The organism is Streptomyces sp. NPDC001443, assembly GCF_053597355.1.
The window spans coordinates 37,563-61,608 of the sequence record NZ_JBSFIA010000021.1 but is presented as its reverse complement, the minus strand read 5'-3'; the positions used below and the strand labels follow the sequence as shown (position 1 = coordinate 61,608).

General features: G+C 70.5%; 19 protein-coding genes, 1 pseudogene and 1 riboswitch. Of the genes and pseudogenes, 14 read left to right on the top strand and 6 right to left on the bottom strand.

The window, feature by feature from the left end; translation table 11 throughout:
* Positions 1–42: 42 nt before the first annotated feature.
* The 7 genes and pseudogenes from epsC (at position 43) to ACWC24_RS22110 (ending at position 7,412) form a co-directional block, all read left to right on the top strand.
* Positions 43–687, top strand: coding sequence for a serine O-acetyltransferase EpsC (gene epsC / locus ACWC24_RS22140; RefSeq protein ID WP_450664561.1), 645 nt, complete (start codon positions 43–45; stop codon positions 685–687).
* Positions 688–767: 80 nt separating this feature from the next.
* Positions 768–1,721, top strand: a pseudogene (locus tag ACWC24_RS22135) (ATP-grasp domain-containing protein); the annotation flags it as partial.
* Complete coding sequence (locus tag ACWC24_RS22130) at positions 1,710–3,020, top strand: pyridoxal-phosphate dependent enzyme (RefSeq protein WP_450664640.1); 1,311 nt, start codon at positions 1,710–1,712, stop codon at positions 3,018–3,020. The pseudogene ACWC24_RS22135 and the gene ACWC24_RS22130, both read left to right, overlap by 12 nt.
* 62 nt (positions 3,021–3,082) lie before the next feature.
* Positions 3,083–4,291 (top strand): ATP-grasp domain-containing protein, encoded by a 1,209-nt coding sequence (locus ACWC24_RS22125; RefSeq protein WP_450664560.1) that lies wholly within the window; start codon positions 3,083–3,085, stop codon positions 4,289–4,291.
* Entirely contained in the window at positions 4,288–5,628 is a 1,341-nt protein-coding gene (locus ACWC24_RS22120) for an ATP-grasp domain-containing protein (protein ID WP_450664559.1), read from the top strand. The genes ACWC24_RS22125 and ACWC24_RS22120 overlap by 4 nt, the downstream gene beginning before the upstream one ends.
* Before the next feature lie 8 nt (positions 5,629–5,636).
* Positions 5,637–6,902: an MFS transporter gene (locus ACWC24_RS22115; protein WP_450664558.1), complete on the top strand. Its 1,266-nt coding sequence runs from the start codon at positions 5,637–5,639 to the stop codon at positions 6,900–6,902.
* Between the two features lie 57 nt (positions 6,903–6,959).
* Positions 6,960–7,412 (top strand): cupin domain-containing protein, encoded by a 453-nt coding sequence (locus tag ACWC24_RS22110; RefSeq protein ID WP_450664557.1) that lies wholly within the window; start codon positions 6,960–6,962, stop codon positions 7,410–7,412.
* Between the two features lie 102 nt (positions 7,413–7,514).
* Here ACWC24_RS22110 and ACWC24_RS22105 read toward each other — a convergent pair whose 3' ends face one another.
* The 4 genes from ACWC24_RS22105 to ACWC24_RS22090 form a co-directional block, all read right to left on the bottom strand.
* Entirely contained in the window at positions 7,515–8,060 is a 546-nt protein-coding gene (locus ACWC24_RS22105; protein ID WP_450664556.1) for a nucleoside deaminase, read from the bottom strand.
* A 29-nt stretch (positions 8,061–8,089) separates the two neighbouring features.
* On the bottom strand, positions 8,090–8,926 hold the full coding sequence (locus tag ACWC24_RS22100) for an LLM class flavin-dependent oxidoreductase (protein WP_450664555.1): 837 nt from the start codon (positions 8,924–8,926) through the stop codon (positions 8,090–8,092).
* 90 nt (positions 8,927–9,016) lie between these two features.
* Positions 9,017–10,174, bottom strand: a complete 1,158-nt coding sequence (locus tag ACWC24_RS22095; protein ID WP_450664554.1) for an MFS transporter — start codon at positions 10,172–10,174, stop codon at positions 9,017–9,019.
* Positions 10,175–10,256: 82 nt separating this feature from the next.
* Positions 10,257–11,282 carry a transporter substrate-binding domain-containing protein gene (locus ACWC24_RS22090; RefSeq protein WP_450664553.1) on the bottom strand — a complete coding sequence of 342 codons (1,026 nt, stop codon included), beginning with the start codon at positions 11,280–11,282 and terminating at the stop codon, positions 10,257–10,259.
* Positions 11,283–11,898: 616 nt separating this feature from the next.
* Positions 11,899–12,008, top strand: a riboswitch (SAM riboswitch).
* A 331-nt stretch (positions 12,009–12,339) separates the two neighbouring features.
* On the opposite strand from ACWC24_RS22090, the gene ACWC24_RS22085 reads away from it, so the two are divergent.
* The 6 genes from ACWC24_RS22085 (at position 12,340) to ACWC24_RS22060 (ending at position 21,204) form a co-directional block, all read left to right on the top strand.
* Positions 12,340–13,989 (top strand): ABC transporter substrate-binding protein, encoded by a 1,650-nt coding sequence (locus ACWC24_RS22085; protein ID WP_450664552.1) that lies wholly within the window; start codon positions 12,340–12,342, stop codon positions 13,987–13,989.
* Positions 13,986–15,068 (top strand): ABC transporter permease, encoded by a 1,083-nt coding sequence (locus ACWC24_RS22080; RefSeq protein ID WP_450664551.1) that lies wholly within the window; start codon positions 13,986–13,988, stop codon positions 15,066–15,068. Before ACWC24_RS22085 ends, ACWC24_RS22080 begins: the two co-directional genes overlap by 4 nt.
* The gene (locus ACWC24_RS22075) at positions 15,068–16,021 is read left to right on the top strand and encodes an ABC transporter permease (protein ID WP_450664550.1); all 954 of its coding nucleotides are present in this window, start codon (positions 15,068–15,070) and stop codon (positions 16,019–16,021) included. The genes ACWC24_RS22080 and ACWC24_RS22075 overlap by 1 nt, the downstream gene beginning before the upstream one ends.
* On the top strand, positions 16,014–17,675 hold the full coding sequence (locus ACWC24_RS22070) for a dipeptide ABC transporter ATP-binding protein (protein ID WP_450664549.1): 1,662 nt from the start codon (positions 16,014–16,016) through the stop codon (positions 17,673–17,675). The genes ACWC24_RS22075 and ACWC24_RS22070 overlap by 8 nt, the downstream gene beginning before the upstream one ends.
* 138 nt (positions 17,676–17,813) lie before the next feature.
* The gene (gene thrS, locus ACWC24_RS22065) at positions 17,814–19,154 is read left to right on the top strand and encodes a threonine--tRNA ligase (RefSeq protein ID WP_450664548.1); all 1,341 of its coding nucleotides are present in this window, start codon (positions 17,814–17,816) and stop codon (positions 19,152–19,154) included.
* A 391-nt stretch (positions 19,155–19,545) separates the two neighbouring features.
* Positions 19,546–21,204: a ricin-type beta-trefoil lectin domain protein gene (locus tag ACWC24_RS22060; protein WP_450664547.1), complete on the top strand. Its 1,659-nt coding sequence runs from the start codon at positions 19,546–19,548 to the stop codon at positions 21,202–21,204.
* 237 nt (positions 21,205–21,441) lie between these two features.
* On the opposite strand, the gene ACWC24_RS22055 is transcribed toward ACWC24_RS22060, so the two are convergent.
* Positions 21,442–22,506: a hypothetical protein gene (locus tag ACWC24_RS22055; protein WP_450664546.1), complete on the bottom strand. Its 1,065-nt coding sequence runs from the start codon at positions 22,504–22,506 to the stop codon at positions 21,442–21,444.
* A 171-nt stretch (positions 22,507–22,677) separates the two neighbouring features.
* Between ACWC24_RS22055 and ACWC24_RS22050 the strand changes: the two genes are divergently transcribed.
* Positions 22,678–23,205 carry a hypothetical protein gene (locus ACWC24_RS22050; protein WP_450664545.1) on the top strand — a complete coding sequence of 176 codons (528 nt, stop codon included), beginning with the start codon at positions 22,678–22,680 and terminating at the stop codon, positions 23,203–23,205.
* A 56-nt stretch (positions 23,206–23,261) separates the two neighbouring features.
* On the opposite strand, the gene ACWC24_RS22045 is transcribed toward ACWC24_RS22050, so the two are convergent.
* Entirely contained in the window at positions 23,262–24,038 is a 777-nt protein-coding gene (locus tag ACWC24_RS22045; protein ID WP_450664544.1) for a hypothetical protein, read from the bottom strand.
* Positions 24,039–24,046 lie beyond the last annotated feature (8 nt).

The following is a 24,046-nucleotide window of genomic DNA, read 5'->3' as shown; positions in this document are numbered from 1 at the left end:
CGTGCCGACGAAGAGCCAGGACATGACCTCACGGAGGACCGCATGCGCAGGGTGATCACCAGGGCGAGGGAAGACCTCTCCGTGATCGTCGAGCGGGACCCGTCGATCCGCACCCGCGCGGAGGCGCTGCTGCATCCCGCGCTGCCCGCGCTGTGGACCCACCGGCTGGCGCACGCCCTGTACACCCGCGGGCACCGGCAGCTCGCCCGGATCCTGGCCTACCTGGCCCGCGCGGTGACGGGCGGCATCGAGATCCATCCGGGCGCCACCCTGGGCCGACGGGTGTTCATCGACCACGGGGCCGCGGTGGTCATCGGGGAGACGGCCCAGGTCGGCGAGGACGTCACGATCTTCCACCAGGTCACCCTGGGCGCCGTCGGCTGGTGGCGGGACGGGCGCCGGGACCCCGGTGCCCGACGGCACCCGGTCGTCGGCGACCGGGTGGTCCTCGGCACCAACGCCATCGTGCTGGGGCCGGTCACCGTCGGCGACGACGCCCTGGTCGGAGCGGGCTCGCTCGTCCTGGGCGATGTACCACCCGGCGCCCGCGTCATGGCCCCCGCGGCCGAGATCGTCCAGCCGCTGTCCCCCGCGAATCGCGCGGAGGCCGGCCGACGGCTGTCACCTGCTGACCGCGAGGAGGCCGACCGGCTGCTGCGCGCGCTCGCCACCTCCGGCTGCTGGTGACCGCCCGCACGGACCGCGCCGCCCGTCCACCGTCCGTCGTTCCAGCCGGCCACCGTACCGGCACGCCATCGGAGGCACAGATGATTCACGTCGGTGTCGTGGAGAGCAACCTCTCCGGATCCGGCTTCGAGGGCCTGCAGATCATCAAGGAACTCGACTGCCGCGTCACCTTCTTCACCCGCGACCTGGACCGGTACCTGGCCGTACCGGGCGGGCCGGCCTACTTCGACACGTACGTCGACGAGATCGTCCACTGCGAGACGAACGTCTTCGAGGAGCTTCTGCCGCAGGTGCACGCGGCCGCGGCCGAGCATCCCTTCGACGCCTTCCTGACCCTGGCGGAGTACGACGTGGTCGTGGCCGCCCAGGTGGCCGTCCACCTCGGACTGCCCACGGTCAGCGTCGACGGCGTCGCCACCGCACGCAACAAGGCGCTGATGCGCCGCCGCTGCGCCGAACTCGGCGTCGCCATACCGGCGTTCCGCACCGTGCGGACCCCGGCCGAGGCCGCGGCGGCCGCGGCGGAGATCGGCCTGCCCTGCGTGGTGAAGCCGGCCGACGAGACCAGCAGCGCCGACGTCCGGCTGGTGGAGAGCGCGGCGCAGGCCGCCGAGCACGTCGCTCTGATCCGGTCCCGGGTGGAGAACACCCGCGGCCAGGCCCGCTACCACGAGCTGCTGGTCGAGGAGTATTTGAGCGGACCCGAGGTCAGTGTGGAGGTGCTGGCCGACAAGGACCGGTACGAGGTGTTCGGGGTGACCGACAAATCCCTCACCGGCCAGGGCTACTTCGTCGAGCTGGCCCACACCTTCCCCTCCAGCCTGCCCGAGCCGGTGGTGCGCGCCTGCGGCGACCTGGCCGTGGAAGCGCTGCGCGCGGTCGGCTTCGACCTGGGCATGGCCCATGTCGAGATCAAGGTGACCGAGTCCGGGCCCAAGCTCATCGAGATCAACCCCCGGCCCGCCGGCGGCAAGATCACCCACCTCGTCGACCGTGCCCTGGGCATCAAGTCCCTGGAGCTGGTGGCCCGGCAGTACCTCGGGCAGCCTCTGCCGGCCCGAGTGCTGCCCGAGCGGCCGGTCGGCGGCGCGGCCATCCGCTATCTCACGGCGCACCCCGGCCGCGTGGTGTCGGTCGGCGGCCAACAGCGGGCCGGCGCCCTGCCCGGCGTCGAGGAGGTCGTCGTCAAGCCTCGACCAGGCTCCGTGATCCGGGAGTTGCGCCGCAACGGCGACCGCGCCGGACATGTCCTGGTGGTGGCCGAGACCGCCGAACTCGCGGCACGGACCGCGGAGGCCGCCGTACAGGAGATCCGCATCCGCACCGAGCCGGTCTCCCGGCGCCCGGTCGCGGACTCCCTGGTCGACCTGATCGGCGGCACACCGCTGCTGCGGCTGCCGGTGGACCGCATCGTGGCCGGTGCCCCGGCCGACGCCGAGGTACTGGCGAAGCTGGAGCTGTTCAACCCCTGGTCCAGCAGCAAGGACCGGGCCGCGCTGTCGATGCTGCGCGGCGCCGAGCAGCAGGGGCTGCTCACGCCCGGCGAGGGCACCGTCATCGAGGCGACCTCGGGCAACACCGGCATCTCGCTGGCCGCCCTCGCCGCCGCGCGCGGCTACCGCTGCGTCATCGTGCTGCCGGACAACGCCACCCCGGAGCGGGTGGCCGTCCTGCGCTCGCTCGGCGCCGAGGTCGTACGCACCCCGCACACCGGCGGCTACCAGGCAGCCGTCGACAGGGCCGCCGAACTCCACCGCCGGACCCCCGGGTCGTGGTTCTGCTGCCAGCACGACAACCCGGACAACACCCGGGCGCACTACGAGACGACCGGCCCGGAGATCTGGAGCGACGCCGACGGGCGCATCGACGTGTTCGTCTGCGGAGTGGGCACCGGCGGCACCCTCAGCGGCGCGGGACGCTATCTGCGCGAGAGCCACCCCGCGGTCCGGATCGTTGCGGTGGAACCGGCGGGCTCGCCGCTGCTGTCCGGCGGCGAACCCGGCACGCACACCATCCCCGGCTTCAACGGCGGCTTCATCGCCCCGACCACGGAACGCAACCTCATCGACGAGGTGATCGCGGTCTCCGATGCGGACGCCCTCGACACCACCCGCCGCCTCGCGCAGCGCGTCGGCCTGCTGGTCGGCGTGTCCGCCGGCGCCGTCGTGCACGCCTCCGGCGTGCTGGCCACCCGGCCGGAGTACCGCGGCCGGCGCATCGTGACCCTGCTGCCCGACACCGGCGAACGCTATCTGAGCCTCCTCGGCCGCGAGGTCGAGCCAGTTGCGGTGCCGGTCGCGGCCGGGGGCGCACCCGAGGGCGGCGCCCGGTGACGACGCCCGCACCCGCCGATGACCGGCCTCGCCTGCTGATGGTGATGCCGTATCGCCAGTTCGTGAGCAAGGCACAGGCCGAGGGGTTCTGGGTCGGCGCGATCTGGGACCCCCGGCTGGAGACGCCGGAGTACCTCGACGACGTACGCGCACGGGCGGACCTGTTCGTCACCGCCGACTTCCGGGATCCGCGGCTGCTGCGCCGCACCCTGCGCGAGGTGGCCCGAGAACACCGGGCCACGGTGATCTACCACATAGGCCGGGAGGAGACGATGGTCACCTCCTACGAAGTGGCCGAGGACCTGCGCGCCGAACTCAACCCGGCCGCGGCGATCCGCCTGCTCGCCGACAAGCACGCCATGCGGGACCTGCTCGCCCGGCGCGGTCTGTCACCGGTGTCCTTCGAGGCCGCGCCGACCCGGCAGGAGGTGCCGGACGCCGTCGAGCGCATCGGCTACCCGGCCGTCGTCAAGCCGTCCGCGCTCGCCGGCAGCCGGGGCGTGTTCCTGTGGCAGCAGGCCCAGGACCTGGCGGCCTGGGCCGCGCTCGTCGACGAGTACGGCTACGACGGCCCGTTCCTGGTCGAGGAGTACCTGCGCGGTCCCGAATACAGCGTGGAGACGCTGAGCAGGGACGGCCACCACCGGGTCGTCGGCATCACCGAGAAACTGCTGGGCCCCCCGCCGCTGTTCGTGGAGGTGGGCCACGTCCACCCGGCGCCGCTGCCTTCGGAGCGCCGGCGGGCCGTCGAGGAACTCACCACACGGTTCCTCACCGCGTGCGACTACCGGTTCGGCCCCGCGCACACCGAGGTGATCTGGACCGGGCGCGGCCCGCGCATCGTCGAGTCGCAGGCCCGGCTCGGCGGCGACCGCATCCCACGCCTGGTCGAGCTGGCCACCGGAGTCGACATCGAACAGGCCGTCTTCGCCGCCCTGGCGGGCCGGCCCGCCGAGCCCGTCTCGCCGACGGCGACGGCGATCGTACGGTTCTTCACCTTCCCGCCGGGCCGCGTGGACGAGATCCGCGGCCTGGAGAAAGCCGCCCGGCTCGCCCACGTCGACGAGCTGAGCCTCCGGCTGAGCCCGGGCGACACCGTGCCGACGGTCCGCGACTCCAAGAGCCGACACGGGCACGTCATCGTCTCCGGCGCCACGCCCGAGGAGGCGCGGGCCCGCTGCGCGCGGGTGCTCGCCACCATCGAGGTCGTCGTCGACGGCACGCCCGTACGAGCTGACGGCCGCACCGGAGTGCTCGGAACACCCGTATGAGCACCGCCGGTCACCACTCCCCCACCCCGAAGAAAGGCAGCGACCATGCGCCGGCCCCCACCCACGACCAGGAGGTCGCCATGACCGCCCCCGCCCCCGACGCACAGGTGGTGTTCGTCGGCTACAACGCCGCCTACCTGCGCGCGATCGACGCAGGCGTCCCCAGCGGATCGGTCGTGGTGATCGAGGAACCCGACATCATCCGCAAGCGTCGACTCCAGGACGCGGCGGTTCGCTTCGACTGCCTGGACCGGATCGTCCCGGCCGACTACCAGCAGTCGGCCGGCGCCCTCGACCTGGCGGCCGAACTGTCGGCCGCGCGCCCGGTCGTCGCCGTCGTCCCCGGTCTGGAGTACGCGGTGCCGGCCGCGGCCGCACTGGCCGAGAAGCTCGGACTGCCCGGAGCGACCGAGACGGCCGCGCAGGCGCTGCGGGACAAGGTCCGGCTGCGCGAGGTCTCCGCCGCGGGAGGCGTCCGCAACCCGCGCTGGCGCGAGGTGCACGGCCCCGCGGACATCCTCGACTTCGCCGACGGCGGACCGGTGGTGGTCAAGCCCGCCAACCGGCAGGCCAGCGTCGGCGTGCAGCTGCTCGACTCGGTCGACGCCGCCACCGCCGCCCAGGCCTGGCAGCGCACCTCGTCGGCGGCCGAGTACGAGCAGGTGCCCGACCGGCCGCTGGCGTGGCGCTTCCTCGCCGAGGAACGCCTGCACGGCCCCGAGTACAGCGTCGAGGCCCTGGTCCGGGACGGCGAGATCGTCTTCGAGAACGTCACGGCCAAGACCGTCGTCCCCGGGCCGTACCCGGTCGAGCTCGGCCATCTGCTGCCCGCCCCGCTGGACGAGGACACCCAGAGCGCGTTCGCGACGGCCGTACGGGCGCTGGTCGCCGCCACCGGCTTCGAGACGGGCATCCTGCACGCGGAGTGGATCCTGACCGAGTCGGGCCCCACGCTGGTCGAATGCGCCGGCCGCTGCCCCGGCGACTACCTGATCGACCTCATCGACCTGGCCTACGGCACCCGGATCAGGCTGACCCTCATCGACCTCCTGGCCGGCCGCCCTGTCGACCTTCCCCGGTCCGCGCGGCAGACCTCCGCGATCCGGTTCCTCGCCGCCGGGCCGGGCACCGTGACCGAGGTCTCCGGTGTGGACACCGCGCGGCGGCTGCCCGGCGTCCAGGTCGCGGAAGTGGATGTGGAGGCCGGCCAGGAGGTCAGGCCGTGGGCGTCCTCCTGGGACCGCGCCGGGCACGTCATCGCGACCGGGCCCGACGCGCACACCACCCGTCGGCGCGTCCTGGACGCCGACGCCGCCATCCGCATCGCGACCGATTGAGGAAACACATGTCTGTGCTGTGGCAACGCGTCCGCGGATGGCGCGGGTCCGTGCCCGGAGGGTCGGTCGGCATACGGCTGGCCGTGATGGCGATCATCGACGCGGTCGGCACCGGTGCCTTCCTCGCCGTCTCCGTGCCCTTCGTCACCAGGTCGGTCCATCTGTCGGAGGGCTCACTCGGGCTCGGCCTGACCCTGTCCGCCGCCATCGCCCTGGGCACGGCCATCCCGATCGGCGTCCTCGCCGACCGGATCGGCCCCAAGAAGGTGCTCGTCGGGGTGAGCCTGTGGCGCTGTGCCTGCTTCGTCGTCTACCCGCTCGTGCAGAACCTGTGGCAGTTCCTGACCGTCGTGTGTCTGCTCGGCCTGGTCGACAAGGCGGCCGCACCGATGGAACAGGCCCTGGTCGGGCAGGCCACGGCGACCGAGGACCGGGTCAGGGTGGTCGCGATCCTGCGCTCGCTGCGCAACGTCGGTTTCACCGTCGGCGCCCTCCTGGGCGGTATCGGCCTGCTGATCGACACCCGGGCCGGATACAGCGTGATCCTGCTGGTCAACGCCGCTTCTTTCGCCGTGCTCGCGAGCCTGGCCGCTCGGCTGCCGGTGCTCAGCGCCCCGGCCAAGAGCCTGCGCCGACGCTTCTCCGTCAGTGTGCTGCGGGATGGCTCGTTCCTGTCGTTCACCGGCATCAACGCCGTGCTCACCATGCATATGACCTTGCTGAGCATCGGTATCCCGCTGTGGATCGTCAAACACACCGACGTCTCCTCGGCGCTGATCTCCCCGCTGGTCGCGGTCAACACCGTGCTCGCGGTGGCCCTGCAGGTGCGGGCGAGCCGGGGCACCGACACCATCGCCGGCGCCGCCCGCGCCCTGGTATGGGCCGGGATCTCGCTCGCCCTGTGCTGCCTGCTGCTGATCGCGGCGCCGAAGCTGCCCGTCGTCCTGGCCGTCGGCGTGCTGCTGCTGGCCATGGTCGCGCTGACCGGCGGCGAACTGTTCCAGTCCGCCGGCGGCTGGGGCGGCTCCTACCTGCTCGCGGCGCCCGGCCAGGAAGGCGTCTACCTCTCCGTCTTCTGGCTCGGCGTGGCCGTCCAGCAGATCGCGGCCCCGGTCCTGGTCAGTCTGGTCGTCACGACCGGCACAGCGGGATGGGTCGTCCTGGCCGTGCTGTTCGCCGTCTGCGGCCTCGCCGCGCCGGTCATCGGCCGCTGGGCACAGGCACAGGCGGACAGCAGACCTCAGCCTGACCCGAGCCTGGCCGAGGCCACGTGACCCCCTGCACCACCGGCCTCCCGGCCGAACAGAGTTGATCACCATCTGAGGAGAGACATGTCCGTTCCGCTGTATGTTCCTGCCGGTGAGGGCGAGTTCGTCAACATCCGGGACACCAAGAGGACCTACCTCAAGCTCACCACGCCGGACTCCGACGGCGAGTTCGGCTTCTTCGAGCACCACATGGCTCCCGAGGCGAGCGGCGCCAGTCCGCACATCCACAAGCAGTCCACCGAGATGTTCTACGTGGTGAAGGGCGAGATCGAGTTCACCATCGGCGACCGCAAGGTGGTGGGTGAGCCCGGCGCGTTCGCCTTCGTGCCCAAGGGCGAGCCGCACGGCTTCACGAACCGGGGCGACGAGGACGCCACGCTGCTGATCATGTTCTACCCGATCTACGACCGCGAGGACTACTTCCGCGGCCTGGGGCGCCTGACCGCCAACGGGCGCAACCCCAGCCTGGAGGAACTGCAGGAGCACATGGCGAAGTACGACCAGTTCATGGTCTGACCCGGCACGAGGAGACAACGAACGGGGCCTGGCGGCGATGTCGCCGCCAGGCCCCGCCGTACGTGCTGCCGCGCTTGCCGCGGTAGTCCGTACGTGCCGCCGTCAGTCGCCCGCGCTGTCCCCGTTGCGGGAGCGCCACATCAACTCGCGTACCTGAGCGGCCAGTTCATCTACCGGACCGGCCACCACCGCACCGGGGACGACGTCCTGGACGGACAGCGGACTCAGGGGCGAGGTGATGGGCACCCCCCATTCGGCCTTCCAGTCCCGGGCCTGCTGGGCCGAGCTCGCGTACACGATCCGGCCCAGTCCGGCCCATCCATGCGCGGCCGCGCACATCGGGCAGTGCTCCCCCGAGGTGTACACGGTCGCGGTGGCCCGCTCCTCGGCCGGCAGACGGGTCGCGGCCCAGCGGGCGAGTTCGAATTCCGGGTGCCGGGTCGGATCACCCGTGCTGGTCTCACGGTTGCGGTCCTCGGCGAGGATCTTGCCGTCCGCGTCGACGAGCACGGACCCGAACGGCCAGTCGCCGGCCTCCACCGCCTCGGCGGCCAGCTCGATGCAGCGGCGCAGGTAGGGCAGGTCGGTCTCGCCGACGGTGGTGCGGTCGCCGCCGCTCTCGGAAAGGTCGTGGTCGTTGAGGGCCACTGTTCACTCCGTCTCTTGGATCGTGTCGGCTACGGTCGGTGCGCGGCCAGGGTCGCCAGTGCCTGCCACGCCACTTCGGGCCGCAGGGTCTCGTCCGGGTCGCCGTGATAGGGATCGACAAGCACGGTTTCGGCACCGGCGCGACGCAATTCCTCGATGTCCTCGAGAATCTGCTCCAAGGTGCCCTCACCGGCCCGACGGTCCGGGTCGTCGACCGGTTTTTGCGTGACCTTCAGATAGATGCGCGGCGCCAATTCCGGCACGGGTCGACCGGCGTCGGCCGCACTCTGTTTCAGACGGTCCAAGGCATCCCTGAACCAAGGCATCGTGAACCGCAGCGGATGCCACGGAGATCCAAGACGTACGGCCCTGCGGATTGCGGCTTCGCTGTTTCCGCCGACCCAGATCGGAATCTGTCCGCAGCCGTAGTCCGCCTCGTTCTCCCAAGCGGTCCTTATGGTTCGAAGGTGTTCGTCGGTCAGCGCCCCGCGCCGCTCGAACGGGACGCCCAGCGCCTCGAACTCTTCGCGCGCCCAGCCGACCCCGACACCGAGGATCAGTCGGCCGCCGCTGAGTTGTTGCAGGTTGGCAGCCATCCGGGCGACCAGCAGCGGATGCCGGTAGGGCGTGATGAGTACCGTCGTACCGAGGCCGATCCTGCTCGTGATTCCGGCCAGCCAGGCAAGAGTTGTGACAGGTTCGTAAAATGGAGCGGGATATTGTCTGGCGACGTCCGACGTGATCGCCACGTGGTCGGAGAGCATCAGCAGGTCGTAACCGAGACCCTCCGCGGTTTTGGCCCAGCGGGCCAGGTTGTCCGGGTTCGCACCCGGGCCGAAGTTGGGGACGTTCACACCGATCCGCATGCCCCAACCCTAGCAACTCCACGACAGCGAGACGCAGTTGTCGACGACGTCGGCTTTCCGCGATACGAATGGCCGACAAGCGCCGGCCGGTCAGTTCTCACCCGACGATCCGAAATTCCTCGAATCCGGCCGGTGTGCTGTGCGCAGGTCCAGGAGGAGGAGTACGACAAGGACGGCCGCCGTCGCCGGAAAGAGCGCGGACGGGCCGCCGAGGGAGAGCAGGGGGCCACCCGCGAGCGAGCCGATACCGGTACCGCCGTCGAAGGCGATGTTCCACGCGACCCCGGCCACACCGACCCCGCCGGGGCGGTCACCGGCCGCCCTCAGGGCGAGGACCAGGGTGGCGCTCTGGACGGCGCCGAAGCCCGCTCCGAACAGGGCGGCACCGGTCAGCAGAAGTGCCGGCACGCCGGAGCCGGCTCCCCCGGCCGTGCCGAGCGCCGTGACGAGAGCTGCGGGCAGCAGCACCGGGCGGCCTCCGTAGCGGTCGATGAGCCATCCGGCGCCGAGCCGGGAGAGCACGGTGGCGGCCTGCGCGGCGAACAGGGCCCGCGGCGCGGCCGACGCGGTCAGCGGCAGGAAGGTGAAGACGACGCCGTAGGCCGTGGTGGAGGCCGTCTCCACCAGGAGCGGGCCGGTCATGGGGCGCAGTAGCCGCCATGTTCCGCGCACGGCGTGCGGACCGCCGGAGCGGGGTCCGCCCGGCCGGGCGGGCCCAGCGGCACGAGGCAGGCCGAGGGAACCGGCCAGGACCAGCGCGGCCGTGACCGCCGCCAGGGCGAAGGCGAACGGGTACGCCTCCCGCCGGGCCAGGGCGACGCCCAGCGGGGCACCCAGAACGCCGGCGACACCGACCACCGCGCCGTACCAGCCGATGGCCCTCCCCCGGCTGCCGGACGGGAACAGTTCGGCGGTGAGGGTGACGCCGACGACGACGAACACGCCGAAGCCCAGCCCGCGTACCGCCACCAGACCGGTCAGGACGGGCAGCGTGGAGGCGGCCGGAAGCACCAGGCACGGCAGTCCGAGCAGCGCACCGCTCAGGGCGAGCGAGCACCGCTGCCCGAGCCGTGCGAACAGCCACGGCGTGAACGGCTGGACCACCAGGGTGGCCGCCATCATGGTGGCGGTGAGCACTCCGGCGCCGGACGGTCCGGTGCCGGAGCGGACGGCGTACGCGGGCATCGCACCGAGCAGCAGATTGAAGCCCGCGAAGCCGCCGAACGCGGCGATCAGAGCGCCGGTCACCGCTGCCCGGTGCCGTCCGGCGGACAGCGCCGGTACCTCGTCCCGCCCGGACCCGCGTCCCCGATCTCGTACCGCCGTCATGTCAGGAGTTGTCGAGCGGCAGTCCGGGCGGGTTCACCTCCGACTTGGCGACGGCCTCGTTGGAGAGGTTCCAGGCGGCCAGCCACTTGGCGTACTGACCGTTCTCGATCAGGTAGTTGATCGCGTCGGCGATCGGCTCGGCGAGCCCGCTGCCCTTCTTCGAGGTGGCCGCGATCAGGCCTTGGAGCGACGCGCCGGCGCCGGAGAACGTGCCCGCGTTGGCCGTGGGCGTGGGCGTCTTCGCGGTCTGGGTGACGTGATAGGAGATGGTCGGGTTGGGGCCGAAGTGCGCGTCGATCCTGCCGCTGTTGAGCGCCTGGTAGACGCCGTTGTTGTCCGGGTAGTGCTTGACGGTGAGCGTCTTGCCCTCGCTCTGCAGCTTCTTCTGCCACTCGAGGAGGATGCGCTCCTGGTTGGTGCCCGCCCCGACCTCGACCGTCTTGCCCGCCAGGTTCTCGTAGTTGCCGTCGAACTTCCACTTGCTGGACTTCAGCACCTCGAACGCGAGGTTGTCCTGCCGGTAGGAGGCGAACTCGTACTTCCTCTTGCGCTCCTCGGTGTCGGTGACGTTGGAGAAGGCCACGTCCACCTTGCCGCTGTCGATGCCGATGAAGAGGTTGGCCCAGGTGAAGTTCCGGCTCTGCGGCTCGAGGCCCAGGACCGCGGCGACCAGGCGGCCGATGTCGGTCTCGGACCCGGTGAGGGTCTTCTGGTCGTCACCCACGAACTCGAGCGGGGCGGAGCCGGAAGGCAGAGCGCCGTGACCGATCACCAGCTTGCCGCTCTTGCGGACGGCAGCGGGCAGCTCGGCGCTGATCGACTTGACCTCGGACACCTGGAGGGTCACCTCCTTGGCGGCACCGTGCGAGAGCTGACCGATGGTCACGCTCCCGGAGCCCGCGTCGTCCGTCTTGGCGGCGGCGGCACTGTCCCCACCGCAGGCGGTGAGCCCGGTGGCGAGAGTGGCGACGGCAGTCGCCGCGGTGATGCCGCGTATCAGGCTACGTCGGGTGACGTGGGTAGACATGGCCGTTCCTTGTCGCTCGGGAGAAGGGTGGTGGCGTGGGGGAAGGAAAATCGTCGGTACGCCGTGGGGGGCGCGGGGAAAGGCGGTGGACCGGACGACGTTGCTCAGGACGTACGGGGTCCACTCGTCGAGGCGCGTGCGATGACCGGCCGACGGGCGAGCCCCGGCCGAGGACGGCACGGAGGCCGTCCGAGCGCTGCTCCAGACGGCTGAAAGGCTTCGCTGCGTCGCCCTCAGGTACGGCAGGACCGCGGCCGCGTTCGGTGCGGCGATCGGACTCGCGCCGTTCCGCTGCGGTCAGGCTCCGTACGACGACGGAACCCAGGTCGCGCGCCGTGGGACGGGGGTCAGCAACAGATCTCGTCGAACTGGTCGGCACGGCGGCTCACCCAGAACGGGTCGAGCAGCACCATGTGTGCCGTGCCAGTGGTTTCCATGGCCGGATATAAGCACACCTCCGTCAACGGCGTCCACCATGCGTCCACTGGCCGGGACCGGACCGCACCCCCACGACCCCAGGCCCCAATTCACCTGTACGTGCCCGCTGTTCGTCGCACACGTCTGCCCTCCTGGCGCGTCTTGACGCCGGAAGAACAGCCGATCTACGGTGTGCGCGAGCTACGAGTTCCGGTGATCAAGCCCTGGCTGGCCGGACGGCAACCCTCGACGCAGTGGGGTGCCCCAGGTGAAGGCTCGGCGGATCTCATTCTTCTGCAAGTGCGCTCACACAGCCCCGCAGCGGGCCGGAACCAGGGAGGACGGCATGGCGACGCCCTTGCTGCTGTGCTCCCGGCGCCATGTCGACCTGCTGCTGGTCTCCAGCTGTCTGTGTAAGGTCTGAATCCGCCCCTTCCGGGCCCGGGGACCTGCCCACCCGGCCGAATTCCGGCCGGCCGTGCCCGCTGCCCCGTCGTGTTCCGGGCCGGTAGACCTTCCGCCTTCCGGCCCGACCGTGCAACACCCCCACCCCCTTTTCCGACGTGATTCGGCCCGCCGTGGCGCAGTCCTGCGCCGACGGCTGCCTCACGCATCCCTGCTGCGGAAACAGAGACCCCTGATGGCACTGCACAACGGCGCGACACCGAACAGACCCCTGCGGTCCGGTCTCGGCGCGATCTCCCTCGGCACCGCGTTCCTGGTGGCGCTGACCGGCTGCACCAGCAGCAAGGACGGCGAGACCACCAGCTCCACCGAGGCCCTCACCATCGGCACCACCGACCAGGTCACCAGCATCGATCCGGCCGGTTCCTGGGACGCGGGCTCCGGCACCGTCGAGAGCGAGGTCTACGCGACCCTGCTCAGCCAGAAGAACGGATCCGCGGACGTCTCACCCGACCTCGCCACCGGGATCGAGCAGACCGGGCCGAAGGAGTACACGGTCACGCTCCGGAAGGGCCTCAAGTTCGCCAACGATCACGAACTCACCGCCTCGGACGTCAAGTTCAGCTTCGACCGGAACCTGAAGATCGCCGACCAGAACGGTCCTTCGTCGCTGCTGTACAACCTCGCCTCGGTCGCCGCCCCGGACCCGGCCACCGTCGTCTTCACCCTCGAGTCGGCCAACGACACTCTCTTCCCGAAGGTCCTGTCGACGGCCGCGGGCTACATCGTGGACGAACAGGTCTTTCCCGCGGACAAGATCCTCGACGACAGGTCCGTCGTCGCGGCCAAGCCGTGGAGCGGGCCGTACGGCATCACCGACTACGACAAGAACTCCCTGGTGTCGTTCACCGCCAACGCGCGCTACAAGGGGCGGCTGGGCACGCCGAAGACCAAGAACGTCCAGCTCAAGTACTACGCAGACGCCGGCAACCTGAAGCTCGACGTCCAACAGGGCACTCTCGACGCCGTCTACCGCACCCTCACCACCACCGACCTGGACGACCTCGCCAAGCACAAGGGCGTCAAGGTCCACACCGGCGCCGGCAACGGCATCCGCTACCTCGTCTTCGACTTCGCCACCCAGCCCTACGGCACCAAGGCGAAGGACGCCGACCCGAAGAAGGCCCTCGCCGTCCGCCAGGCCGTCGCCGACTCCGTCGACCGCTCCCAACTCGCCCAGCAGGTCTACAAGAACACCTACCAGCCGCTCTACACCTCAGTCCCGGACGGACTGACCGGCGCCATCCCTTCCTTCAAGTCGCTCTACGGCGACAAGAAGGGTGGCCCCGACCAGGCTGCGGCGGCAGCCCGGCTGAGGGCGGCGAAGGTCAGGACCCCGGTGACGCTCAACCTCCAGTACAACAGCGACCACTACGGCTCCTCGTCGGCCGACGAGTACGCGCTGGTCAAGACCCAACTGGAGGCCACCGGACTGTTCAAGGTGAACCTTCAGTCCACCGAGTGGACCCAGTACGGCAAGGACCGTGTCAAGCACCTCTATCCGCTCTACCAGCTCGGCTGGTACGCCGACTACCTCGACGCCGACAACTACCTCTCGCCCTTCTACTCGGCCAGCAGCTGGGTCGCCAACAGCTACGACGACCCCGCCGTCCGCGCACTGGTGGCGAAAGAGGAGACGGAGACGGACACGGCCCGGCGCACCGCGCTGATCCAGCAGGCGCAGGACAAGGCCGCCGCCCGGGTACCGCTGCTGCCGCTGCTCCAGGGCTCCACCGCCATCGTCACCCGCAGCGACGTCAGCGGCGTACCCGACGAGCTGGACGCCACCTACCAGTTCCGCTGGGCGGGACTCGCGACGAAGTGAGCACTCCGACGCGGCAGACCGGCGGCGCTGTCGGCACCCCGGCCGACAGCGCCGCCAGTCAGGGATTCGCCCGCTACCTGGTGATCCGCTTCCTCCTCATCATCCCCACCGTCCTGATCCTCGTCAGCCTGGTCTTCTTCCTGATGCGGCTCACCGGAGACCCGATCAGCGCGGCCTTCGGCGACCGCCTGACCCCCGACCAGCTCCACTCCAAACTCCACCAGGCCGGCTACGACCGGCCGTTGCCCGCCCAGTACCTGGACTATCTGCGCTCACTGGCCGTCGGCGACTTCGGCCGCACCGTCACCGACAACCAGCCCGTGACCCACGTCCTCACCGCCTACGGCGCCGCCACCGTCGAACTCGCCTGCTGCGCCCTCCTGGTGGCCCTGCTCATCGGCGTGCCGCTCGGCATGGTGGCCGCCTCCCACCGCGACCGGGCGCCGGACGCGGCGCTGCGCCTGTTCGCGATCCTGACCTATGCCACCCCCGTCTTCTTCGTGGGCCTGCTGCTGAAACTCGTCTTCGCGATCTGGCTCGGCTGGCTGCCCTCGTCGGGCCGGGCGAGCACCGGTGTGCAGCTCTTCCTCCAGAACCAGACCAGCACAACCGGCGTGTACCTGATCGACGCCCTGCGCAGCGGCGACACCACCGCCGTCGCGGACGTGCTGCGGCACGCCGTACTGCCGGGACTGGCCCTGGGACTGCTCGTGGCCGGCATCCTGCTGCGCCTGGTGCGCACCAACCTGATCGGCACCCTGTCCACCGGCTACGTCGACGCCGCCCGCTCCCGTGGCGTCGCCCCGCTGCGGCTCGTCACCCACCACGCGGCCCGCCCCGCCCTCGTCCCCGTCGTCACCGTCCTGGGACTTCAGGTCGCCGGTCTCCTCGGCGGGACCGTCCTGACCGAGACCACCTTCGAGTGGAAGGGCCTCGGTTACGAACTCGCCCATTATCTGACGGCCCGTGACTTTCCGGCCGTGCAGGGCATCGTGGCCCTGTTCGCCGTCATCGTCGCGGTGACGAACTTCCTCGTCGACGTCGTCGCCGCGCTCATCGACCCGCGAGTGAGGTACTGATGACGCTGCTGCTCACCCGACGACTGCCCCGGCTGCCGCACATCAGGTCCGGGGCGGGAGTGCAGCGCGCCATGCTGCTCACCGGCCTGGTCCTCACCGCGCTCTTCCTGCTCACCGCGCTGCTCGGCCCGCTGCTCGCCCCGCACGGCTATGCGCAACTGAGCGACTCGAAAGGCCTGTTCGGCTCCCAACAGCATCCGGGCACCGTCCACCCGCTGGGCACGACCATCGCCGGGTACGACGTCCTCTCCCGCACGATCTGGGGCGCGCGCACCGCGCTATTGATCATCGCCGCCGCACTGCTGCTGTCGGTGGTGCCGGGCTCGGTGCTCGGACTGGTCTCCGGCTACCTCGGCGGCAGACCGGACAGGCTGCTGGTGGGAGTCGCGGACGCGCTGTACGCGTTCCCGCCGCTGCTGCTCGCCATCGTCATGTCGATCGTGATCAGCGGCGGCCGGTCCAGCCTGACCGGCGGCCTCGGCGCGGCCGCCTGCTCGGTCGCGGTCTCCTTCGTACCCCAGTACTTCAGGGTCGTACGCGCCGAGGTGATCCGGGTGAAGGCCGAGCCCTTCGTCGACGCCGCCCGCGTCATCGGCACCGGCCCCTGGCGCATCATGACCCGCCATGTGCTGCGCAACTCGGTACGCACCCTGCCGCTGATCTTCACGATCAACGCGTCGGAGGCCATCCTCACCCTCGCCGGCCTCGGCTTCCTGGGCTTCGGCATCGAACCCAACTCGGCCGCGGAGTGGGGTTACGACCTCAACCGTGCCGTCGCGGACGTCACGTCGGGCATCTGGTGGACCGCGATCCCACCGGGCCTGGGCATCGTGCTCACCGTCCTGGGCACGACCTTGCTCGGCGAGAGCCTCACCGACCTGGCCGACCCACGGCTGCGGAGGCGAACCGCCACCCCCGGCTTTCTCACGGACGGAACCGGCGACGATGACTGATCTGCTGCGCATCGAGGACTTGCACGTCGGGTTCGCCACGGACGCCGGCACTGCGCCCGCCGTCCGTGGCGTGAGCCTGGCCGTCGCCCCGGGCGAGGTGCTGGCCGTGGTCGGCGAGAGCGGCAGCGGCAAGACCGTCACCGCCCGCTCGGTCCTCGGCCTGCTGCCCGAGACCGCGACCGTCCGCGGCCGCGTCCTCATCGGCGACGGCACGCGCGAACCCAAGGAGAACGTGCTCACCGCGCCCGCCGCCCGGCTGCGGGACCTGCGCGGCACGCACGCCGCGATGGTCTTCCAGGAGCCCTCCACCGCCCTCAACCCCGTCTTCACCATCGGCTGGCAACTCACCGAGGGCCTGCGCGCCCACGGCCTCGGTGGCAGCAAGGCCGAACGGCGCGCACTGGCCGTGGACTGGCTGGCCAAGGTCGGCATCCCCGACCCGGCCACCCGTGTCGACCACCATCCGCACCAACTGTCCGGCGGCCAGAAGCAACGCGCGGTCATCGCCATGGCCCTCGCCCTGGGCACCAGGCTCATCGTCGCCGACGAACCGACCACGGCCCTCGACGTCACCGTGCAGGCAGAGATCCTCGAACTGCTCCACCGCTGCCGCACCGACTTCGGCACCGCCGTCCTCCTCATCACCCACAACATGGGCGTCGTCGCCGACCTCGCCGACCGCGTAGCCGTCATGCGAGCCGGCGAGGTGGTCGAACAGGCCCCGGTGCACGATCTGTTCACTGCGCCGGCACACCCGCACACCCGGGAACTGCTGACCGCCGTACCGGCCTTCGGGAGCAGGGGACGAACCACAGCCAAGAGGGCCGACGCCGGGGCCCAGCCGGTCGTGAGCGCGCGCGGACTGACCGTCGACCACCCGGGGCGCCTGGGCCGCAAGGCCTTCCGTGCGGTGGACGCGGTGACCTTCGACATCCGTCCCGGTGAAATCCTCGGGCTGGTCGGCGAAAGCGGCAGCGGCAAGTCCACCATCGGACGGGCCATCGCCGGACTGACCCCGGTGACCGGCGGCCGACTGGACTTGTTCGGCATACCGTCGGCAAGGAGGCGGAAGACCGCCGGACAGATCGGCTACGTCTTCCAGGACCCCGCCACCAGCTTCGACCCACTGCTGACCATCGGCGACAGCATCGCGGAGCCCCTCGTCGTGCACCGCCGCGAACCGGACGCGAAGGCGGTCCGGGCACGTACCGAGGCACTGCTCGAAGCCGTACACCTCCCGCGTACCTACGCGGACCGCTACCCGCACGAACTCAGCGGAGGCCAGCGGCAGCGCGCCGGCCTCGCCCGCGCCCTCGCGCTGCGGCCCCGCCTGCTCATCGCGGACGAGCCCACCTCGGCACTGGACGTCTCGGTACAGGCCAAGGTGCTCGACCTGTTCGGCGGGCTCCAGCGGGAACTGGGCTTCGCGGCCCTCTTCGTCAGCCACGACCTCGCGGTCGTGGAACAGGTCGCCGACCGGGTCGTCGTGCTGCACCGGGGCAGAATCGTCGAGGAAGGCGCCACCGACCAGGTCCTCGGCGACCCGCAGGACGACTACACCCGCCGCCTCATCGCCGCCCTGCCCGTTCCCGACCCGGTCCGCCAGTCCAGACGCCGTCGGCGACCCGTGCAGGAGGGAATGGCCGGCGCGTGACAGTGGTGCCGGATGCGAAGCCGGTCGGCGTGCCGCCCACGGCCCGGCACGCCTGGCGAGGAAAGAGCGGGTGGACATCACCACGTGCTGCTAACGTTTCCGGCATGAAGCGCGCTGCCATGACGACGACGCCGGAGAGTGTCCCGGCGCGCTGACCGATGTCTCAGTCGAAGCCCCGGGGCGAGTGGCCCCGGGGCTTCGTCTTGTGGTCACTCGCCCGATGTCCGCGAGGAGACCGCCATGCATGACCACCGCAAACTCGGCCGTGAACTGGGCCTGTTCGACACCGACCCGCTCATCGGCGCCGGACTGCCGTACTGGCTGCCCGACGGCGCGACCGTGCGGCACACCCTGGAGGAGTACATCCGTGCCGCCGAACGGCGGGCCGGCTACCAGCACGTGTACTCACCGGTACTCGGCAAGCGCGAGCTGTACGAGATCTCGGGGCACTGGGCGCACTACAGCGACGACATGTTCCCCCCGATGGACCTCGGCGGGGACCAGGTCGTCCTGCGGCCGAGCCTGTGCCCCCATCACGCGCTGATCTACCGCTCCCGCTCCCACAGCTACCGCGAACTCCCCTTGCGGATGGCCGAACTGGGCGGCATGTACCGCGCCGAACTCTCGGGCGTGCTCGGCGGACTGACCCGGGTGCGGGCCATCCAGCTCAATGACGCGCACATCTTCTGCACCCTGGACCAGGTCGCCGAAGAGGCGCAGGCGGCGCTGGAGATGATCCGCCGGGCGTACCGGGCGCTCGGCATCACCCCCACTCGCCACCGGCTGTCCCTGCCGGGACCCGGCGGCAAGTACGTTGCCGCCCCCGAGAAGTGGCAGCGGTCCACCGCCCTGCTGACCGAGGTCCTCGACCGCTCCGGCCTGCCCTACGAGGCAGCGGAGGGAGAGGCGGCGTTCTACGGCCCCAAGATCGACGTCCAGGTGACCGACGGCGCCGGCCGGGAGTCCACCCTGTCCACCGTCCAGGTCGACTTCCACCAGCCCGAGCAGTTCGACCTGCACTACATCGGCGCGGACGGCGCCAGGCACCGCCCGGTCATGGTCCACCGCAGCATCATCGGCAGTGTGGAACGCGCCGTCGCCCATCTCGTCGAACAGCACGGCGGTGTCTTCCCCGCCTGGCTCGCCCCCACTCAGCTGGTCGTTCTCCCGATCTCCGACAGCGAACTGCCGAACGCCGCGGGCCTCGCCCGACGTTGCACCCGTCTCGGACTGCGTGCCCGGATCGCGGGACCGGACCACGGCAGCCTGGGCGCCCGCATCCGAGAGGCCCGCCTGGTTCCCTACCAAGCCGTCATCGGCGCCAGGGAGGCCGCTGACGATCACGTCGCCGTGCGCTTGCGGGACGGACGCCGACTCGACCCGCGGCCGGTCGATGACGTACTCAGCCACATCAGCGCTCTCATCGACGCCTGCAGCACCGACCTGTGGGCCGATGCCACCTCATCGAAAGCGTCCTGATCCCCGGCTTCCATTGCTCCACGCGGAGCCTTGACGGTATTGGTCTGGTCCAATAACGTCTGCCCCGCACAGAACTCCACATGGCTCAACACCACCAACCGGCACGACAGTTGACGATTCATCCGTCGGTTGGAGGACGAGAGCACGGCCGCCCGCCGTGGGCCTGCCTGTCGACGGCAGCCCAGGCGCCGGCCTTCACCCCGTTCGTCGTCACCCAGATCCGCAAGGGCGCGTGCACTGCCCACCGTTGATGGAGATCACCAGAGGCGGCGGTACAGCGAACAAACGCGATCACGCCTTGTCTTCGGAGGCCAGACCTATGCAATCACCCCCCGCGAGGGCGCAGCGCTGCGCGTGGAAGAGAGCGCTCTCACTGATTCCCGTCGTCGTGATGACGGTGGTGGCCACCGTCACCACGACCCTCGACGCCCAGGCGGCGGTGCCCCCCACACCGTCGGGCTTCACGCTCACCTGGAGCGACGACTTCAACGGTGCGTCCGGCACCGGCATCGACCAGAGCCTGTGGAAGTACGACACCGGGCCGGGCAGCAATTTCGGCACCGGCGAGATCGAGACCATGACCAGCAGCACCTCGAACGTCTATTACGACGGTCAGGGTCATCTGGTGCTCCAGGCGCTGCACTCGGGTTCCGATCCGCGGGCCGGATGGACCTCCGGGCGCGTGGAGACCCAGTCGGCGGGCTTCGGCGCCGCGGCGGGCGGCGTCGTACGCATCGAGTCCGTCCTCCAGCAGCCCAACGTCACCACCGCCAACGGCGCGGGCTACTGGCCGGCGTTCTGGATGCTCGGCGCGCCGCTGCGCGACGGTGTGACCTGGCCGAAGTCCGGCGAGGTCGACATCATGGAGGACATCAACGGCCGCAGCTCCGTCTTCAGCACCCTGCACTGCGGGGTGAACCCGGGCGGGCCGTGCAACGAGTCGACCGGCATCGGCTCGGGTGAACGCGCCTGTTCGGGCTGCCAGACCGGCTTCCACGACTACGCGGCGGAGATCGACCGCTCGGTGTCGCCGGAGCAGATCAGGTTCTACCTCGACGGGAACAACTTCTTCACCGTCAACGCCAACCAGGTGGACGCGACGACCTGGGCCGACGCGGTCGACCACCCCTTCTTCATCATCTACGACCTGGCGATCGGCGGCGGCTTCCCGGACGCCTTCGGCGGGGGGCCGAACGCGTCCACGGTCTCCGGCGGCAAGCTGGTCATCGACTCGGTGGCCGTCTACAACAAGGGGGCAGGTTCCGGGGGTGGCGGCGGCGGTTCGGTGACCGGTCAGACGATCACCGGGCCGGGCGGCAAGTGTGTCGACGTGGCGGGTGACGACACCGGCGGCGACGGCACCGCGGTCCAGCTGTGGGACTGCCAGTCGGCGGCCAAGGACCAGCACTGGACCTGGAGCGGTCAGACCCTGCAGACCCTCGGCAAGTGCCTGGACATCGCCGGAGGCAACAGCGCGGCAGGGACGAAGCTGCAACTCGCCACCTGCAACAGCGGCGGCTACCAGAACTGGGTGCGACAGACCGACGGCTCGCTGCGCAACCCGACCAGCGGCCGGTGCATCGACTCGCCGTCGGGTGCCACCGCGAACGGCACCCGCCTCCAGATCTGGGACTGCAACAGCTCCGGCGCCCAGCAGTTCGCCATCGGTACCCCGATCTACGGACCGGGCGGCAAGTGCGTGGACGTGGCGGGTGACGACAACGGCGGTGACGGCACCGCGGTCCAGCTCTGGGACTGCCAGCAGGCCACCTCGCTCGACCAGAAGTGGACCTGGAGCGGCCAGACCCTGCGCACGCTGGGCAAGTGCCTGGACATCGCGGGCGGCGTCAACGCGAACGGCACGAAACTCCAGCTGGCCACCTGCAACGGCGGTGGCTACCAGAACTGGGTCGCCAACGCCGATGGGTCGATGTCCAACCCGACCACCGGCCGGTGCGTCGACTCGCCGTCGGGTGCCACCGCGAACGGCACCCGCCTCCAGATCTGGGACTGCAACAGCTCCGGCGCCCAGAAATTCGCACTGGCCTGAGCTTCGCACCGGCATGAGCGAGGATCGCCCTGCGTGAACTGACGCCGGGTACGTCGAAGGGCCGCACCTCACCCGGTGCGGCCCTTCGGTGTCACCCCGACCGCCCCCGCAGCCACTCCGGCCGGCGTCGCGCGCCTCGCCCGGGATCCCGAGGCCGAGGTGCGCCGTCGCGCGGCCCAGGACCCTCGACTGTCACCCGCCGACACGGCCTGCGCGGCGGTCACCGACCCGGCGATCTCATGACGTCGCTTCCGTCCAGCGATCGAGGGTCCCGCTCGCGCCGTCGTAGGTGAGCCAGGTGCCGTCTCCGAGCGGGCGCACACAGCCGTCGGCACGGCCGGTGGGATACGTGATCGCGCCTCGTATCCGCAGGGTGCGGGCATCGAGCAGCCAGTGGCTGGACCGGTCCGGGTCCTCGTCGGAGTCGACCGTCGAGGCGATGACGGTGTCGGCGTCGACGAAACCACAGCCGTAGTCCCAGCAGGGCGGGTCCTCGTCGTCCGACGGCTCGGGCTCGCCCTCGGCGAGGACAGTGCCGTCCAGGGCGTGCAGTCTCAGGTCTCTCCCGTAGTGCTCGATTGTCAGAAACCCCGGATGACCAGGGTGGACGTCCATCAGGATGCGGTCCAGGGTGTCGTTGAGGTCCCAGCCGGTCAGCTTCTCGCCGTCCCAGCGCGCCCAGTGGAGCATGATGCCGTCCTGGCCCATGCCGATGCACAGCCCCATGTGAAGGCCGTCCGGGTGGGATTCGTGGTGCGAACCGGAGGCCGCGCTGTCCAGCGGCAGCCGGGACACCTCCCGTCCGTCCCGGGCGTCGAGAACGACCCAGCCCTCCTGCCAGTCCTGCTCCTCCGGCTCCAGCACGACATGCGCCCAGACGAGCCGACCGTCGTCGGAGACACGACAGGATCCGTGCTCGGACCCGTAGCACACCTCCTGCTCGTCCCCCGTGTGCGGGTGGTCCAGCAGAGGCCCCCAGCAGCCGTGCCGGTACTCCCACAGCAGCTCGCCTTCCGGCCCGACGGCCCGCACCGCGCGCTGCCCCGAGAACACGGCGAACGTGCCGTCCGGACTCACCGAGTGGACGCCAAGGTCCCACCCCGGCCAGGGAAGGGGGAAAACGGCGGTCGGGGCCGGCTCGCCCGCGAAGACGTCATGCAGGTTATAGACCTCCAGCTCATGCCCGTTCTGGAGGAGGGCACGGCTCGGCGTGTGCGTGCGGGTCTCGAGGCCGAAGCCGTTGACCAGTGCAGCCCCGCCCTGGAGCTTGACCGAGCCCTGCAGTTGCGCGTTGATCGACATAGGCCGAAGGTAGCGGGCCGCACTGACAGCGCTCCCGGCGAGGCCCTGCCCCTCGATCGCAGGTCGGCGGTCCACGCCGAAAGGATCAGCGGGGCCGCAGCGCTACGTGATACTCACCCTGTGGTGTGGTTCGAACAAGCCCGGTGAGACAACGGCACGGAGGTCACCTGAATGTTCCTCGCACGGCTGCCTGCCGCTGCTCCGTTGGCTCTCGCGATTCTCGCCCTGTCCGGCTGCTCCTCTCACTGGGGCTGCACGGACACGACCGCGGATCGTGGCAAGGCCGGTGTCAAGGTGCAGATCGAAAACGTGTATGAGCAGCGCATCGGCGTCACCGCCGAGGTCGTCGACTGGCGCCTTGAGCCCCACCCGCAGGTGCCCTCCGAAGGTGACCAGGTGCACTTCCACTTCCGCTTCGACGGTGCCGACGAGAGTTCCGGACCTGGCGTGGACGCCTGCGCGGTCGACGGGAAACGCGTGGCGTTGGGGTGCCGAACGGTCTACTCGTCCGAGGCGTTCGGACCGGGCGGTGACCCCACGGGCGACGCCTGGCTCACCGTCGAGCACCCTGAGCAGGTTGCAGAGGTGTTGTTGATACCCAACGACCAGTCCTACGACCGACGAACCTGCGAGCAGGACATCAAGGACGGCGGCGGGCCTCATCCCCCGAAACCGGCCTTCAGAGGGGATCAGTTGTAAGGCACCCTGGGGCCTTTGCGGCAAGCGGCCGGCGATTCGAGGTCCCACTGCCGTCCTCAATCCAGCGGAATGACAGGTCTGACCAAGGTGCCGCGGGTGTGCGGGCGTTGGGCGACGAACTCGCCCTGCTCGGGGCCGCGACAGGCGCTCGCCTGGATCAACCACTTGGCGAACCACGGTTCGCCGCCGCATTCGGTACCGCCCCCGTCGGCGCCGCGAACCTCGCGGCGGTCGGCGGTCAGCTCCCACTTGTACGAGTTCTGGACCATGTGCAGTCCGGACAGCATCGGCGACGCCGCAGCCACCTGCACGCCGTCCGGCAGGATCAGGACGTCGTCTTCCTCCCGCCGACCGGTCGGCATGCGGTCGCCCCGGGGGAACAGGTCCCGCGCACCGAACGCGTAGGCGTGCTCCCATTCGTCGGGGGTGGGCAGACGTCGGCCGGCGCCTGCCGGCTCGGCTGTGATCGTGTCGTAGGTGGTACGAGCCGCCGGCCATGCCGCCGCGGGCTTTCCGTCCGGGTCGAAGCCGACTCGGCCGTGCGTGCCGATGTCGGTGTCAGGCAGCACGAGATCGCCGACGAGCTGCTCGTATGCCGGCTTCCGCTTCTCGATGAGCGCGGCGATGACCGGATGGCCGAAGGAAGCCTCGCTCACTCCGGCCTGGTCGGCGTGCGTGGCGGCAAGGAACGCCCTCAGGGACGCAGTACGGGGGCGTGAGGTGATCGCGGCGATGTGCACACGGATCTCGCCGACCGTACCGTCGGCCCGCAGGGCACGGGCCTCATCTCGATCATCCGGTTCCTGGTGGGCGTACCGAGGGAACAGGTCCAACGCTGCCT